4 protein-coding genes are annotated in these 17,934 nt (G+C 75.0%); 2 read left to right on the top strand and 2 right to left on the bottom strand.

Annotated features, from left to right (window positions below):
* Positions 1-124: 124 nt before the first annotated feature.
* Both ACH4S9_RS13755 and ACH4S9_RS13750 read right to left on the bottom strand, forming a co-directional pair.
* Positions 125-865 (bottom strand): AfsR/SARP family transcriptional regulator, encoded by a 741-nt coding sequence (locus tag ACH4S9_RS13755; RefSeq protein ID WP_311725237.1) that lies wholly within the window; start codon positions 863-865, stop codon positions 125-127.
* 66 nt (positions 866-931) lie between these two features.
* Entirely contained in the window at positions 932-1,696 is a 765-nt protein-coding gene (locus ACH4S9_RS13750; RefSeq protein ID WP_311725236.1) for an AfsR/SARP family transcriptional regulator, read from the bottom strand.
* 730 nt (positions 1,697-2,426) lie between these two features.
* Here ACH4S9_RS13750 and ACH4S9_RS13745 point away from each other — a divergent pair.
* Both ACH4S9_RS13745 and ACH4S9_RS13740 read left to right on the top strand, forming a co-directional pair.
* The gene (locus ACH4S9_RS13745) at positions 2,427-11,057 is read left to right on the top strand and encodes a type I polyketide synthase (RefSeq protein ID WP_398371881.1); all 8,631 of its coding nucleotides are present in this window, start codon (positions 2,427-2,429) and stop codon (positions 11,055-11,057) included.
* Positions 11,058-11,071: 14 nt separating this feature from the next.
* Complete coding sequence (locus ACH4S9_RS13740) at positions 11,072-17,785, top strand: SDR family NAD(P)-dependent oxidoreductase (RefSeq protein WP_398371879.1); 6,714 nt, start codon at positions 11,072-11,074, stop codon at positions 17,783-17,785.
* Positions 17,786-17,934: the final 149 nt, after the last annotated feature.

Here is a 17,934-nt window from a genome sequence, read left to right as displayed (position 1 = left end):
TCATCGCCGGTGGGCTCGCCCGCGCCGTGCGCGGGAGGCCCCCGGCGAGTTCGGGCCGGCCGGACAGACGGACCGACAGACGGACGGACGGGGCCGGGGCCCGGGTCACCGTCGGCCCGCTCCGTCAGGTCGAGGCGAGCACGGTGTGGCGGAGCTCTCTGAGCTTCCGCCCGGGTTCGAGCCCCAGCTCGCGGTCGAGGACGCGCCGGGCGGACTCGTATATGCCGAGCGCCTCGGACTTCCGGTCGGAGCGGTAGAGGGCCAGCATCAGCTGGCCGTAGAACGTCTCCCGGAGCGGGAACTCGTCGACGAGGGACCGCAGCCGGCCGACCAGCTCCCGGTGGCGGCCCAGTTCGAGCTGGGCCTCCGCGGACATCTCCGCGCACTCGATGCGCATCTCGGCCAGCCGCTTGAGGAAGCCCGCCATGATCGGTCCCGGCTGGACATTGCCGAACGCCGGGCCCCGCCACAGCGCCAGGGCCTGTTCGAAGCGGGTGGCCGCCGCCGCGGGCTCCCCGCCCCTGAGGCACTTGCGGCCGTCCGCGACCAAACGCTGGAAGACATCGAAATCACATTCGCTCGACGCCCGGCGCAGCATATATCCACCGGGACGCGTGACGATGGGATCCGGCTGGCCGGGCCGGCTCAGGAACTTGCGGAGCCGCGAAATGCAGACGTAGATGCTCGCGGTGGTCCGCCGCGGGGGCAGCTCGCCCCAGATCTCCCTCGTGAGCTGATCCGCCACGACAACCTGATCCGAGCGGATCAGCAGAACCGCGAGAACCGTGGCGAGTTTCTGCGCTCTGAGCAGTGAACTGCCCTTTTCATCGACGACGTGGAGAGGTCCTAAAATCTCGTACCGCACTGAATTTCCCCCTGCACTCGGTCGGCACTGAATTTACCTGGGCGCTACTCCGCACCACTTCGCCGGCTAGGCGGCTTCGAGCTCCGGCGCATCGACGAGCACGGCGTGATGCAGCCGCTTGAGAGTGGCGGACGGCTCCAGCCCGAGTTCCTCCCCCAGGACCGTCCGCGCCGACTGATAGACGCTCAGGGCGTCCGCTCTGCACCCCGAACGGTAGAGCGCCAGCATGAGCTGCCGGTAGAACGCCTCGTGCAGCGGAAGCTCCTCGATCCGCGCATAGAGATAGCTGACGAATTCACGGTGGCGGCCGATTTCCAGGCCGGCGTCCACGAACGACTCGACACATTCCAGCCGGGCCTGCTCGGCCCAGCACACGAAGCCGTTGACGATGGCCCCGTCACGCAGGTCCTCGAGCACCGGGCCGCGCCAGAGGTCGAGCCCCTCCTCGTACGCCTCGCACGCCTCCTGGGTGCGCCCGGCCTGCCGCGCGGACCGGCCCTGGCGCACCAGGTCCTGGAAGACGTGGAAGTCCAGTTCGTCCGCGCCGAGACGCAGCACATAGCCGCTGCGAGCGGTCACGATGGGGCTCTCGGTCCGGTCGGCGGAGCGCCTGAGGAACTTGCGGAGCTGGGACACGTAGACGTGGAGCGTGGCCACGGCTTGACGCGGTGCGCGAGTACCCCAGATCTCCTTCACGAGATCCTCACTGCTCACCACGTCGTCCGCACGCACCAGCAGAGCGGCCAGCAGCACCTCGATCTTCCGGGCGCTGAGCGAGGTCGTGGACGTGCCGTCCACGACGCGCAGCGGGCAGAGTATCTCGTACCTCATGACGCGCGACCCCCCACCGTGGTCGGCGCCATGCCGGCCCTGGGGCACTCACCATTGCGTTCGAATTTGGTCAGCATTCGAAATTCACCCCGATTTTATGTTCGAACCTGTCGACCATACACAAGACGGCCCGAAGCCTTTATGGTAGCGCTTCGGACCTCAGTGGTGACGTCTTACCCACGCCGTGGACAGCTTAGCCAGAGCGAAGCCACGTCTGCACTTTACACGCGGATACAACATTGCCCCCAGTTCGATATTGGCGTCGGGTGAGAGTGGGCTTCTCGGCTATGAAGATCGACGGACGCTTTGCGATCGGCGGGTGCGCTGAATCATCGTGCACCACTGCGGCCGGCGCCGGGGACGCCGATTGGCGCTGACGGCGGAACAATCGGCAACAGAGCTCGCAGAGAAAGCAGCATCGCCGCATCCTAACGGCGCACGGCGCGACAGTGTGAGGGTCGATCTACCGACAACCAAATGGGCATATACGGCGATTCATCGACCGGTGACCGTCGCCGCCCCGGTTGCTCGGGCCACGATCACCGGGTGTCGGGCCCCGGTGCGGCAGATCATCGACGCGATCTTTACCCCGGCGCGGTCAACCCCGTTGTCAACCCGCCCGGAGTGCTTTCGGTTAGATCAACTTTAGGCCGGATTCCCAGAATGAACACCGTTCGGGGCATGTCGCGAGCCATAACCAGCGGTTTTGCAATTCAGGTATGGGGGTTTCATGGCCGGGAGCAGCCCGACCCGCTCACCGCAGGCGAAGTCTCCCGTCGCGATCGTGGGCCTGGCCTGTCGACTGCCGAACGCCCCCGACCCGGAGGCGTTCTGGGATCTGCTGCGCACGGGTGGGAGCGCCGTCGTTCCCGTACCGGCCGGCCGCCTGCCCGCGCGGCCCGGCTCCGCGCCGTACTTCGCCGGGCTCCTGGAGCGCGTCGACACCTTCGACGCGCGGTTCTTCGGCATCTCGCCGCGCGAGGCCGTGGCGATGGATCCACAGCAGCGGCTGATGCTCGAACTGGCCTGGGAGGCCATGGAGGACGCCGGTTTCGGCCCCGACACCCTGGCGGACGGCCGCACCGCCGTGTTCACCGGCGCCATCTGGGACGACTACGCCACGCTCCTCCACCGGCACCGGCCCCATGACATCACCCGTCACACGATGACGGGTCTGCACCGCGGCATCATCGCCAACCGGATCTCCCACCGCCTGGGCCTGCGCGGCCCGAGTCTCACGGTGGACGCGGCGCAGTCCTCCGGGCTGGTCGCCGTGCACCTGGCCTGCGAGAGCCTGCGCCGGGGGGAGGCCGATCTGGCGCTGGCCGGCGGGGTGAACCTGATCCTCGCCGAGGAGAGCATGCGGGTGGCCGAGGCCCAGTTCCAGGGCCTCTCACCGGACGGCCGCTGCTACACCTTCGACGCGCGCGCCAACGGCTTCGTACGCGGCGAGGGCGGCGGCATGCTGCTCCTCAAACCGCTGGCCGCGGCCGTCAGGGACGGCGACCCGGTGTACTGCGTGATCGAGGGCAGCGCCGTCAACAACGACGGCGCCACCGACGGGCTGACCCGGCCGAGCGCCGAGGCGCAGACGGATGTGGTGCGGCAGGCGTGGCAGGCGGCCGGAGTGGCGCCCGCCGAACCGCAGTACGTCGAACTCCACGGCACCGGCACACCCGTCGGCGACCCGATCGAGGCCGCCGCGCTCGGCGCCGCGCTCCGCGGGCGGCGCCCGGCGGACACCCCACTGCGGGTCGGCTCGGTCAAGACCAACGTGGGCCACCTGGAGGCCGCCGCGGGCATCGCGGGGCTGCTGAAGACGGCCCTGAGCATCCATCACCGGCGGCTTCCGCCGAGTCTCAACTTCGCCACCCCCAACCCGGACATCCCGCTGGACGAGCTCGGCCTGCGCGTCCAGACCGAGCTCGGGCCCTGGCCGGACGAGCGGCGGCGGCTCACCGCCGGGGTCAGCTCCTTCGGCATGGGCGGCACCAACTGCCATGTCGTCCTGGCCGAGCCGCCCGCCACGGCCACGGCATCGGCGCGGCCGACGCCGCCACCGCCCGGGGACGCGTCCGCGCGCCCCGCCCCGCCCGTCACGCCGTGGGTCGTCTCGGCGGCGAGCGCGGAAGCCCTGCCGGCCCAGGCCGCCGCGCTGCGCGAACACCTGCGCGCACACCCCGGGCTGCACCCGGTGGACGTCGGCCACGCGCTCGCCACGACGCGGACGGCGTTCCCCCACCGGGCCGTCGTCCTGGGCACGGGCACGGGCACGGGCACCGACGGCGGTGAACTCCTCGGTCGTCTCGACGCGCTGGCCGCCGGGGCAGACGCGACGGGGGTGTTCCGTGGCCGCGCGGGCGGCGGCCGGGTCGCGTTCCTGTTCAGCGGCCAGGGCAGCCAGCGCCCCGGCATGGGCCACGAGCTCTGCGCGGCGTACCCGGTCTTCGACGCCGCGCTGCGCGAAGTATGCGCGCATCTGGACGCCTGGCTCGACACCCCGCTGCTGGACGTCATGTTCGCCGAGGCGAGGCCGGGTGCCGAGGCTCCGCTGGACCGGACCGAGTACACCCAGCCCGCGCTGTTCGCGTTCGAGGTGGCCCTCTACCGCCTGGTGACGTCGTGGGGCCTCACGCCCGACCATCTGATGGGCCACTCGGTCGGCGAGATCACGGCCGCGCACGTGGCCGGGGTGTTCTCGCTGCCCGACGCCTGCGCGCTGGTGGCGACCCGGGGCCGCCTCATGCAGTCGGTCGCCATCCCGGGGGCGATGGCCGCCTGGCAGGCGACCGCCGAGGAGGCCGGGCACGCGCTGGAGGCACACGGCGGACGGGTGGGCCTCGCGGCCGTCAACGCACCCGCCTCCGTGGTGGTCTCCGGCGACCGCGACGCCGTGGTGGCGGCCACCGCCGCGTGGCGGGAGCAGGGCCGCAAGGCCACCGTGCTGAAGGTCAGCCACGCGTTCCACTCCCCGCACCTGGACGGCGTGCTCGGGGAGCTGCGCGCGGTCGCGGCCGGGCTCGCCTTCGCCGCGCCCGCCATCCCCGTCGTGTCGAACGTGACCGGCCGGCCGGCCACCGACGCCCAGCTGCGCTCGCCCGACTACTGGGCCGACCACGCCCGGCAGGCCGTGCGGTTCGACTCCGGTGTGCGGCACCTGTGCGACGCGGGGGTCACCACCTTCCTGGAACTCGGCCCCGACGCCTCGCTGACGGGCATGGCGCGGGAGAGCGCCACGGCCTGGGCGGGCGACGCGCCCCGCCCGGCGGCGGTGGCGGTGCAGCGCCGCGAACGGCCGGAGGCGCACAGCTTCGTGGCGGCGATGGCACAGGCGCACGTACGAGGCGTGGCCGTCGACTGGGCGGCGGGCTTCGCCGGGCACGAGCCCCGGCGGGTGCCCCTGCCGACCTACGCCTTCCAGCGCGAACGCCACTGGCCCGACGACGCCTTGAACGACGCCCTGGACGAGGCCGCGGACGGGCGGCGGGCAGCTCCGGCCTTGTCATCGGGCCCGGCCGCCGCCCCGGCCGCCACCCCGGCCGCCACCTCCGCCGACAATGGAGGCTCCCCCGGCGAGCCGCTGGCCCTCGTCCGTACGCACGCGGCCCTGGTGCTGGGACACGACAGCCCCGACGGCATCGACCCGAGCCTGACCTTCAAACAGCTCGGCTTCGACTCGCTGGCCGCCACGGAGCTGAGCGAACGCCTCAGCACGGCCACGCGGATCCCCCTGCCCGCCACCCTCACCTTCGACCACCCCACGCCGAACGCCGTGGCCGCCTGGCTGCGCGCGGCCCGCGACGGGCGGCCGGCCACCGCCCCCGCCCCGACGCGCCGGTCGGCCACGGCCGACGACCCTATCGCCGTAGTGGCCGTCAGCTGCCGCTACCCGGGCGGGGCCGACTCCGGCGAGGCGCTGTGGCGGCTGGTGGACGAAGGCACCGACGCCGTGGGTGAGTTCCCGGGCGACCGGGGCTGGGACCTGGCCGACCTGTTCGGCCGAAACCCGGACAGCAGCGGCGGCAGCGGCGGCAGCGCGACGGGCCGGGGCGGCTTTCTCCACGACGCGGGGGACTTCGACGCAGAGTTCTTCGGGATCAGCCCGCGCGAGGCGCTGGCCATGGATCCGCAGCAGCGCATCCTGCTCGAACTCTCCTGGGAGCTGCTGGAACGGGCCGGCATTCCGCCGACCTCGCTGGGCTCCAGCGCGACCGGCGTCTTCGTGGGGGCGACGGCCGTGGACTACGGGCCACGGCTGCACGAGGCCACCGCCGAGATCGACGGGCATCTGCTGACCGGCTCCACACCGAGCGTGGCCTCCGGCCGGGTGGCCTACACCCTCGGCCTGGAGGGACCGGCGCTCACGGTGGACACGGCGTGTTCGTCGTCGCTGGTGGCAATGCACCTCGCCGCGCATGCGCTGCGGCAGGGCGAGTGCGACCTGGCGCTCGCGGGCGGGGCCACGGTGATGGCCACGCCCGGCATGTTCACCTCCTTCTCCCGGCAGCGCGGCCTGGCCCCGGACGGGCGGTGCAAGCCGTTCGCCGCCGCCGCCGACGGCACCGGCTGGAGCGAGGGTGCCGGGCTCGTCCTGCTGGAACGCCTCTCCGACGCCCGCCGCAACGGCCACCAGGTGCTCGCCGTCATCCGTGGCTCGGCGGTGAACCAGGACGGCGCGAGCAACGGCCTCTCCGCCCCCAACGGCCCCTCGCAGCAGCGCGTCATCCGGCAGGCCCTGGCCACGGCCGGGGTGGACCCGGCGGACGTGGACGCGGTCGAGGCCCACGGCACGGGCACCACTCTGGGCGACCCGATCGAGGCCCAGGCCCTCCTCGCCACCTACGGACAGAACCGCCCCGAGGACCGGCCCCTGTGGCTCGGGTCCATCAAGTCCAACCTTGGCCACACCCAGGCGGCGGCGGGTGTCGCGGGCGTCATCAAGATGGTGATGGCCCTGCGCCACGGCCGACTGCCCGCCACCCTGCATGTCGACGCGCCCAGCCCGCACGTCGACTGGGCCACCGGAAACGTCCGCCTTCTCACCGAGGCCGCCCAGTGGCCCGACACCGACCGACCGCGCCGCGCCGCCGTCTCCTCCTTCGGCATCTCCGGCACCAACGCCCACCTCATCCTCGAACAAGCCCCTGAGCAGCCTGGATCGCCCGCTACGGAGACCTCTTCCGAGGGTGGCGTGGTGCCCTGGGTGCTGTCCGCGCGTACCGCCGAGGCGCTGCGCGCCCAGGCCGGGCGCCTGGCCGAGTGGGTGTCCGACGGCGCCTCGCCCTCCCCGGTGGACGTGGGGTGGTCGCTTGCCACCACGCGGTCGGCGGACCGGCACCGCGCCGTGGTCAGCGGCGCGGACCGGGACGAGCTGCTGTCCGCACTGCGGGCGGTGGCGGACGGACCGCCGGCCGTCGCCGTCTCCGCGGGGGCCGCGCCAGGCCCGGTCATGGTGTTCCCCGGGCAGGGTTCGCAGTGGCGCGGCATGGGCGTGGAACTGCTTGACTCCTCCCCCGTCTTCGCCGCGCGCGTCGCCGAGTGCGAGGCGGCGCTCGGCGAGTTCGTCGACTGGTCGCTCACCGCCGTGCTGCGCGGCGCGCCGGGGGCGCCGGAGCCGTCCCGGGTCGATGTCCTCCAGCCCTGCCTGTGGGCGGTGATGGTGTCGCTCGCCGCTGTCTGGGAGAGCTTCGGCGTGACGCCCGCCGCGGTGGTCGGACACTCGCAGGGCGAGATCGCCGCCGCCTGCGTCGCCGGGGGCCTGTCCCTGCGGGACGGCGCCCGGGTGGTGGCGCTCCGCTCCCGGGCCCTGCGGGCGCTCGCCGGCCACGGCACCATGGCCTCGGTCGCGCTGAGCGCCGAGGAGGCCGAGCGCTTCCTCGCGGACCGGGGCGCGGCGGCCGCCGAGGTGACGGTGGCGGTGTTCAACGGGCCGTACTCCACGGTGGTGTCGGGGCCCGCCGACCAGGTCGCCGCGGTGGTGGCCGCGTGTGAGGCGGCCGGCCACCGGGCCCGGACGATCGACGTGGACTACGCCTCGCACGGCCCACAGGTCGACCTGCTCGCCGACACGATCCGCGCCGACCTGGCCGACCTCGCCCCGCGCGCCTCGGGCGCCGCCTTCTACTCCGCCGTCACCGCCGCCCGGCAGGCGACGGAGGAGCTGGACGCCGACTACTGGTTCACCAACCTGCGGCAGCCGGTGCGGTTCGCCCCGGCGATCGACACCCTGCTGGACGCCGGATACCGCGTGTTCATCGAGGTCAGCCCCCACCCGGTGCTGATTCCCGCGCTACGGGAGTGCTTCGAGGAGGCCGATGTCGCGGCGGCCACCGTGCCCACGCTGCGCCGGGACCAGGGCGGCCCGGATCAGGTGGCGCGGGCGCTGGGGGACGGCTTCGCGGCGGGACTCGCGGTCGACTGGAGCCGCTGGTTCGCCGATGGCGAGGGCCACAGGCCGCGTACGGTCGAGCTGCCCACCTATCCGTTCCAGCGGCGGCGTTACTGGCTGACGCCGGACCAGGGCCGTCGCGAGCGGCTCGCCGCCGGGGCCGGGACCCGCCCGGCCGGACACCCGCTGCTGTCCTCGGCGGTCGAACTGGCCGACGGCGGCCTGGTGCTCAACGGGCGGCTGCCCGACGACACGGCCTGGCTCAACAGCCACACCGTGGCGGGTGTCGGGCTGGTGCCCGGCGCGGTCCTGGTCGACTGGGCGCTGCTGGCCGCCGACGAGGCGGGCGGGGCGTCGCTGGAGGAGCTGCTGCTGCGTGCGCCGCTGGAGCTGTCGGGTGCGCCCGGGGGCGTGTTGGCGCAGGTCGCGATCGCGGCGCCGGACGGGTCCGGCCGCCGTGGGATACGGATCTCGTCCCGGCCCGCCGACGCCGGTGGCGGTGTCGGCACCGGTGGGGAATGGACGTGTCACGCGGTGGGGTCGCTGGTCCCCGGGGGCCGGTCCGGCCCGGCGGCGGCCGGAACGCCGGTCGTCCCGTGGCCGCCCGCGGGCGCCGAGGCCCTGGATCCGGCGGAGCTGTACGAGCGGGCCGAGCGGCGCGGCTACGGCTACGGGCCCGCACTGCGCGGCGTACGGGCGCTGTGGCGGGACGGCGCCGACCTGGTCGCCGACGTGGCGCTGCCCGACGATGCCGGTGATAGCGGTGACAACGGTGAAGGTGGTGAGGACACGGCCGGGTTCGGCATCCACCCGGTGCTGCTGGACGCCGCGTTGCAGCCCGCGCTGCTGACCGCCCCCGACGACGCTGAGGCCCGGGTATGGCTGCCGTTCGCGTGGAGCGGGGTCCGGCTGTGGGCGACCGGGGCGCGCGCCGCGCGGGTCCGGCTGTCGCCGTTGGACGAAGCAGACGAAGAACGCGAGCTGCGGATTGAGGTGTCCGACCCGGCCGGGGCGCCCGTGCTGAGCATCGAGTCGGTGGTGCTGCGCCCGCGTGGCGTACGGCAGATACGCGAGGCGAGCGGGGCCGCCGCGGGTGGTCTCTTCGCCGTCGACTGGACCGCGGTGGCCCCCGCGGAGCCCTCCGGCGCCGAGGACGACACGGGGCGGGTGGCCGTGTTGGGCGAGGCGCTGACGGAGTCGGAGTCGGAGACGGAGTCGGCCGACGCGAACGCCGATCGGTACGCGGACCTTCCGGCGCTGCTGGCCGCGCTGGACGCCGGAGCGCCCGCGCCGTCCTTGGTGCTGTGGCGCACACCGGCCGCTCACCCCGGGGCCGCGCCGGACGAGGCGGCGCTGTCCGCCGTACGGGGCGTCGCGGCGCTGCTGCGCGGCTGGTGTGCCGAGCCGCGGCTGGCGGTCAGCCGGCTCGCGGTGCTCACCCGGGGCGCGGTGGCGCCCGACGGCTCCGAGGGCGATCCGGTGGACCCGGCCGCGGCGGCGGCCTGGGGGTACGCGAGCGGTGTCCAGGCCGAACACCCCGGCCGCTTCCTGCTCATCGACACCGACACCGACACCGGCATCGGCGCCAAGGCGGGTCCGGCGGCCGTGGCGCGGGTGGCCGCGCTCGACGAGCCGAGGGTCGCGCTGCGCGGGGACACACTGCTCGCGCCACACCTGGCGCGCTCCGCCGCGGCCCCGGGCGACGGGGCGTTCGACGCGGAGGGCACGGTCCTCGTCACGGACGCCGGAAGCCCGCTCGCCGAGGCTGTCGCCGAGCATCTGGCCCGCGCCGAGGGCGTCCGGCAGCTGCTACTGGTCCGCTTCGGCGGCGCGGAGAGTACGGACGACGGCGGGAGCGGTGAGGAGCGGTGGGGCGCGCGGGTGCGCGTGGTCACGGTCGACCCGCTCAACGCCGCCGCGCTGGAACGGGTGGTGGCGCGGGTCGAGCCGGCCCATCCACTGACCGGCGTCGTCCACGTCGCGGGGCTGTCGTCCGCCATCGAGCCGGTCGCCGTCGAGTCGGCGGGTGACACGGTACGAGGGTGGGCCGCGGTGGCCGGGGCGGTGACGGCGTTGCAACGGGCCACCGCCGGACTGCCGTCGGTCCGGTTTGTCACCCTGTCGGACGCCGCCGCGACCTGGGGCGGTCCGGTGTCGCCCGAACGGGCCGCGGCCGATGCGTTCTGCGACGCCGTGATGGCGGCGCGGCGCCGGGCCGGGCTGCCCGGCCTCGCGGTGGCGTTCGGGCCGTGGGCCGCTGCCATAGGCGCCGATGCCGGCTCCGGGGCGGGTTCCGGGGCTGGCTCCGGCGGGCGCTGGGCGGGGGTGCTCGGCGCGGACCGCGGGGCGGCGCTGTTCCGGGCCGCCTGCCACGCCGACCGCCCCGGGCTGGTGGTGGCCGACATCCGGGTCCGGGCCCTCGCCGCCCGTCCGGCCCACGAGCTGCCGGCCGCGCTGCGCGCACTCGCCGCGAGCGCGGGTGGCCGGGCACCGGTCCGGCCGGTGGCCGCGGCCCCGGGCCGCACCGCCGACTTGGCGAGCCGGCTGGCCGGCCTCGGGCCCGCCGAACGGCGCCGCGCCGTCCTGGAGCTGGTGCGCGACCACGCCGCCGCGGTGCTCGGGCAGAGCGACCCCAAGGCCGTGCGCGGCGACTCGTCGTTCAAGGAGCTGGGCTTCGACTCGATGACCGCCGTCGAGCTGCGCGACCGGCTGGTGGCGGCCAGCGGGCTGCGGCTGCCCGCCGCCGTCATCTTCCGGCACCCCACGCCGGAGGCGCTGGCCCGGCGTATCGAGCAGCAGCTCGCTCCCGACACCCCGAACAGCGCACAGGACACTCCGCACAACGGCAACGGCAACGGCTCCACGCTCGACGCCGCGGACAAGCTGGCGTCCGCCACCGCCGCCGAAATCCTCGACTTCATCGACAACGAGCTCGGCGTGCTCTCCGACGCACGTCCGCGCCCCTCCCACTGAAGGCAGGTGACGACATGGTCAGCGAAGAGAAACTGGTCGAGTACCTGCGCCGGGTCACCACCGAGTTGCACGACGCCAGGACCCGTCTGCGGGAGCTGGAGGAGGGGGAGCAGGAGCCGGTCGCGGTGGTCGGCATGGCCTGCCGCTTCCCCGGCGGGGTGCGGTCCCCCGAGGACCTGCGGCGCCTCGTGCTGTCGGGCGGCGACGCGATCGGCGACTTCCCCACCGACCGCGGCTGGGACCTGGACGGCCTCTTCCACCCGGATCCCGCCAACTTCGGCACCAGCTATGTGAGCCAGGGCGGCTTCCTGCACGACGTCGACCGTTTCGACGCGGGGTTCTTCGGGATCAGCCCGCGCGAGGCGCTGGCGATGGACCCGCAGCAGCGGCTGCTCCTCGAACTGTCGTGGGAGGCGCTGGAGTCCGCCGGGGTGGTGCCCGGCGCCCTGCGCGCCAGCCGGACCGGCGTCTACGTGGGGGTGTCGAGCGAGGACTACATCTCCGGCCTGCCGCGGATCCCGGAGGGCTTCGAGGGCTACGCCACCACGGGCAGCCTCACCAGCGTCATCTCCGGCCGCGTGGCGTACACCTTCGGCTTCGAGGGGCCCGCGGTCACCGTGGACACCGCGTGCTCGTCGTCGATGGTGGCCATCCATCTGGCGGGGCAGGCCCTGCGGCAGGGCGAGTGCTCCCTGGCGCTCGCGGGCGGGGTCACCGTGCTGTCCACGCCGCTGATGTTCACCGAGTTCTGCCGGCAGCGTGCGCTGACCCCCGACGCACGGTGCAAGCCGTTCGCGGCCGCCGCCGACGGCACCGGCTTCTCCGAGGGCGCCGGCGTCCTGCTGCTGGAGCGGCTGTCCGACGCGCGGCGCAACGGACACCGCGTCCTGGCCGTGGTGCGCGGCTCGGCCATCAACCAGGACGGCGCGAGCAACGGGCTCACCGCGCCCAACGACGTCGCCCAGGAGAACGTGATCCGGGACGCGTTGGCGCGAGCCGGCCTGTCCGGCGCGGACGTGGACATGGTCGAGGCGCACGGGACCGGCACCCGGCTGGGCGACCCCATCGAGGCGGAGGCGCTGATCGCCACGTACGGGGCGGACCGCCCGGCGGACCGGCCGCTCCACCTCGGCTCGATCAAGTCGAACATCGGCCATACGCACGCGGCGGCCGGGGTCGCGGGCGCCATCAACACCGTGATGGCGCTGCGGGACGGCAAGCTGGCCCGGACCCTGCACATCGACGAGCCGACCCGGCACGTGGACTGGAGCGGTGGCACGGTGCGGCTGCTGACGGAGCCCCGGGACTGGCCGGTGGCCGAGCGGCCGCGCCGGGCGGCGGTGTCGTCGTTCGGCGTCTCCGGCACCAACGCGCATGTGATCCTCGAACAGGCCCCGGACGCCGACGGTCAGACAGATGAGCAGCGGGTCAACGCCGAGAGCGGCGTGGTGCCCTGGCTCGTCTCGGGGCGCACCGAGGCGGCGCTGAGGGACCAGGCCGCGCGACTGGGCGCCTTCCTGACGGCGGACGGGGCGGCGAGTGGCAGCGTCGACGTGGGGTGGTCGCTGGCGACGCGCCGCACGGCGTTCGAGCACCGGGCCGTCGTGGTGGGCCGTGACCGGCCGGACCTCCTGGCCGCGCTCGAAGGGCTGGCGGCGGGCGAGCCGGGCCCCGCGGTGGTGCGGGGCGTGGCGGCGGACGTGGGCGCGGGCCCGGTCATGGTGTTCCCCGGGCAGGGGTCGCAGTGGCTCGGTATGGGCGTGGCGCTGCTGGACTCCTCCCCCGTCTTCGCGGCGCGCGTCGCCGCGTGCGAACGGGCCCTGGCCGCGCATGTCGACTGGTCGCTGACCGATGTGCTGCGCGGCGCGGAGGGCGCGGCCGACATCGGCCGGGTCGATGTGGTGCAGCCGGTGCTCTGGGCGGTCATGGTGTCGCTGGCCGCGGTGTGGGAGGCGCACGGCGTGGTACCGGCCGCCGTGGTGGGCCACTCGCAGGGGGAGATCGCGGCGGCGTGTGTCGCGGGCGCGATGACGCTGGAGGACGGCGCCCGGGTGGTGGCGCTGCGGGCGCGGGCGCTGCGGGCGCTGGCCGGGCACGGCGCCATGGCCTCGATGGGCTGTGGCGTCGAGCGCACCGAGGAGCTGACCGCCCTGCACGCGCCGGACGTGGCGGTCGCGGCGGTCAACGGCCCGTCGTCCACGGTGGTGTCCGGGCCGCCGGAGCAGATCGCGAAGCTGGTGGCCGCCGCCCGGGCCGACGGGTTGCGGGCCCGCGCGATCGACGTGGACTACGCCTCGCACGGCCCTCAGGTGGACGGCATCGCCGGCGTGTTGGCCGAGGTGCTCGCCGGGGTGTCCGGCGCCGCGTCCGACACCGCGTCCGATATCGCTTTCTACTCGACGGTGACCGGTGCCCGTATGGACGCCGTCGGCCTCGACGCCGGCTACTGGTTCACCAACCTGCGGCAGCCGGTGCGTTTCGCCGAGGCGGTCCAGGCGCTGCTGGCGGACGACTACCGGGTGTTCATCGAGGTCAGCGCGCATCCCGTGCTGCTGCTCGGCCTTCAGGAGTGCATCGAGGCGGCGGGCTCCCCGGCCGCGGCCATCGGCACGCTCCGCCGCGACGAGGGCGGCCCGGAGCGGCTGTGCCGGGCGCTGGCCGAGGCGCATGTCGCGGGCGTGGCGGTCGACTGGGCGAGCTGGTACGCCGGGGCGCCCGCGCCCACGGCGGTGCCGCTGCCGTCGTACGCCTTCCAGCGGGAGCGGTACTGGCTGCCGGCCGGCGGCGGCACCGGTCCCGGCGATGTGGCGGGGGCCGGGCTCACCGCGGTCGGACACGCGCTGCTCCCGGTGGCCGTGGGTCTGGCCGACGGCGGCCTGCTGCTCAGCGGGCGGCTGCCGGAGGCGGCGCGCGGCGGCTGGCCGGCCGAACACATCGTCGCGGGCCTGCCGTTGCTGCCCGGCGCGATGCTGGTCGAGTGGGTGCTGCGGGCGGCCGACGAGGCGGGCTGCGGCGGCGTCGAGGAGCTGGCGCTCCAGGTCCCGGTGGCGCTTCCCGCCTCGGGCGGGCTGGTGGTCCAGGTGGTCGTGGACGCCGCGGAGGTCGACGGGCGCCGTCCGGTGCGGCTCTTCTCCCGGCCCGAGGAGGACTCCGGCGGGCCGGACACCTGGATCTGCCATGCCGTGGGCACGCTGCTCCCCGGCGCGGACGGGCCGCTCCCGGCGCCGGAGCCGGGCGGGGCGTGGCCGCCGCCGGGGGCGCGCCCGGTGGCGATCGAGGGTTTCTACGAGCGGGCCGCGGCGGCGGGTTACGGCTACGGGACGGTGTTCCGGGGGCTGCGGAGCGTATGGCGCGACGGCGAGGACACGCTGGCGGAGGTGGTGCTGCCCGAGGAGGCGGCGGACCAGGCGGGCGGCTTCGGTATCCACCCCGCCCTGCTCGACGCGGCGATGCAGCCGGTGCTGCTGACCGGTCACCTGGACACCGCCGCGCCGGGCGCCGACGCGGGGCGCGCGGCGGTGCTGCTCCCGTTCGCCTGGAGCGGGGTGCGGCTGTGGGCGGGTGGCGCCACGCGGCTCAGGGTCCGGCTGTCGCCGCGGCCGGGCGGGCTGCGGGTGCTGCTGGCCGACGCCACGGGCTCCCCGGTGCTGACCGCGGACGCGGTCGCGCTCCGCGAGACCGACGGCCGTCAGCTGCGCGCGGCGAGCCGTGCGCGGGGGCCGCACGGGCTGTTCGCGGTGGAGTGGACGCCCCTTCCCGCTGCGGCGGTTGAAGAGGCCGGGGCTGTTCCGGTGACACTTGCGGTGGTGGGCAATGACGCCCAGGGCCCCTCGGGCCTGGCCGATGCCGCCCGTTACGCCGATCTCGACGCGCTGTGCCACGCCGTGGACGGCGGCGCCCCCGTCCCGGATGTCGTCGTCGCCCCGGTGCGGACCGGCCCGGACCCGGCGGGGGCGGACACGGGCCTGGCCACCGCGCGCCGGACACTGGCGCTCGCTCAGCGGTGGCTGGCCGCCGGGAGCGTGGCCGAGGGCGCACGGCTGGCCGTGGTCACGCGTTCTGGGGTGCGGGCCGGTGGCGCCGGCGAGGAGCCGGTGGACCCCGCCGCGGCAGCGGTGTGGGGGCTCGTACGCAGCGCCCAGACGGAACACCCGGGGCGTTTCCTCCTCATCGACACCGGCTGCGACGCCGGCTGCGACGCCGACACCGGACTGGCCGAAGCGGTACGGGAGGCAGTACGCGCCGACGAGCCGCAGCTCGCGCTGCGGGGCGGGCGGGCGCTGGTGCCCCGGCTGGCCCGGGCGGACACCGAGCCGGAGCTGGCGGCCCCTCCGGGCGAGCGGGCCTGGCGTGTGGTGGCTGGCAAGACCGGCCCGGACGACCTCACCACGGCCTCAAGCCCTCAGGCCTCGGCCCTGCTCGCGCCCGGCGAGGTGCGGATCGCCGTGCGCGCCGCCGGTCTCAACTTCCGCGACGCGCTGATCGCCCTGGACATGTACCCGGACGCCGAGGCGTCGATCGGCAACGAGGGCGCCGGGGTCGTCGTGGAGGTGTCCGACGGGGTGACCGGCGTGGCCGTGGGCGACCGTGTGATGGGCCTGTTCGACGGTGCGTTCGGCCCTGTGGCGGTGGCCGATGCCCGGATGGTCGCCCCCGTGCCGCACGGCTGGAGCCTGCGGGAGGCCGCGGCCGCCCCGGTGGCCTTCCTCACCGCCTGGTACGGCCTGGTGGAGCTGGGCGGGCTGCGCCCGGGCGAGACCGTGCTGATCCACGGCGCGACCGGCGGAGTGGGCATGGCCGCCGTCCAAGTGGCCCGGCATCTGGGCGGGGAGGTGTTCGCCACGGCGAGCCCCGCGAAGCACCCGGTGCTGGAGGGCATGGGCGTGGACGCCGCACACCGGGCGTCCTCTCGGGACCTGGAGTTCGAGGCGGTGTTCTCGGCGGCGACCGGCGGCCGGGGCGTCGACCTCGTCCTCAACAGCCTGGCCGGGGAGTTCACCGACGCCTCGCTGCGGCTGCTCGCGCCCGGCGGCCGGCTGATCGAGATGGGCAAGACGGACGTACGCGACCCGGAGCGGGTCGCGCGGGACCACTCCGTGGCGTACCGGGCGTTCGACCTGATCGCGGACGCCGGTCCGGAGCACATCGGGCGGCTGCTGGCCGCCGTGGGCGAGCGGTTCGCCACCGGCGCGTTCACGCCCCTGCCCGTCACCGCGTGGCGGCTCGGCCAGGTCAGGCAGGCGCTTCGGCAGCTCAGCCAGGCCCGGCACACCGGCAAGCTGGTGCTGGACGTGGCGCCCGCGCCGGACCCGGACGGCACGGTGCTGATCACGGGCGGCACCGGCACCCTCGGCGGCCTGATCGCCGAACACCTGGTGCGCTCGGGCGGGGTGCGGCATCTGCTGCTGCTCGGCCGGCGCGGCCCCGACGCCCCGGGCGCGGCGGAGCTGACGGCTCGGCTCACCGAGCTCGGCGCACGGGTGCGGGTGGCCGCGGTGGACGTCGGGGACGCCGACGCGCTGGGTGAAGCAATCGCGGGGATCGACCCGGCGCATCCGCTCACCGGGGTCGTCCACGCGGCGGGTGTGGTGGCGGACGCGATGCTGCCCGCGCAGGACGAGCAGCGCATGGCCGAGGCCTGGGCGGCCAAGGCCGCGGCGGCGGCCCATCTGCACCGCGCGACGGCCGGGCTGCCGCTGGGCATGTTCGTGTTGTTCTCCTCGTTCGCGTCCACCCTCGGCACCCCTGGGCAGGCCAACTACGCGGCCGCCAACGCCTTCTGCGACGCCCTGGTCGAGCGGCGCCACGCCGAGGGTCTGCCGGGCGTGTCGGTGAGCTGGGGCCTGTGGTCCACCGCGAGCGGGCTCACCGGAGGGCTGACCGAGTCGGACGTGGCGCGGATCGCCCGGCAGGGCATCGTTCCGAACAGCGCCGAGCAGGGGCAGGAGCTGTTCGACGCGGCGGTGGAGCACGGCCGGCCGGCGCTGCTCGCGCTGAACCTGGACACCCGGGCGCTGGCCGCGCAGCCCCTCGCGGCCCTGCCCGTGCCGCTGCGCGCCCTGGCAGCGGAGGCGTCGGCGGCGGGGGCCCGCTCCGGCGGGCCGGGGGGCGCGGCGCGGCCGACCGCGGCGGCGGGCGAGGAGCCCGGCGGCTGGGCGGCCCGGCTGGGCGGTCTCGCCCCGGCCGAACAGCGCCGCCTGCTCACCGATCTGATCCGCAAACACGCCGCCACCGTGCTCGGACACGCCGACCCCGACGCCGTACCGGCGGACGCGGCGTTCAAGGAGCTCGGGTTCGACTCGCTGACCGCCGTCGAGCTGCGCAACCGCGTCACCGCCGCCACCGGGGTACGGCTGCCCGCCACCGTCGTCTTCGACTACCCGGAGCCGGTGGCGCTGGCCGAGCATCTGCGCGGCCGACTGGCCCCCGAGGAGGCGGCGGCGACCGCGCCCGACCTCTACGCGCCCGTGCTCAGCCGGCTGACGGGTCTGGAGGAGACGCTGACGGCGCTCACCGCGTCCGGTGCGAACGGCGGCGCGAACGGCGGTGTGAACGGCGCCGGAGGGGCCGACCCCGGCGCGGTGACGGCGCGTCTGGAGTCGCTGCTGGCCGCCTGGAAGGCGGCCCACGCCCCGGGCCGGAACGGCGGCAGCGCGGCCGAGCGGCTCGAAGCCGCGACGACCGACCAGGTCCTCGACTTCATCGACAAGGAACTCGGAGTGCAATGAGCCCGGTCTGGCACGAACGCCGAGAGAGCCCGAGAAGCCTCGACGAGCGCGGCAGGCGAAGTGAGCGTGTCTTGGCGCGCTGTGCGGGCTGGACTGAGGAGCCGCGCAGCGACGAAGGAGCGAGCAGTGACGAAGGAAGCCCGCGCGTT

It is taken from the genome of Streptomyces sp. NPDC021225, from assembly GCF_044332865.1.
Lineage (GTDB): Bacteria > Actinomycetota > Actinomycetes > Streptomycetales > Streptomycetaceae > Streptomyces.
The sequence above is the reverse complement of the archived record's forward strand: the minus strand, read 5'-3'. Positions and strand labels throughout refer to the sequence as shown.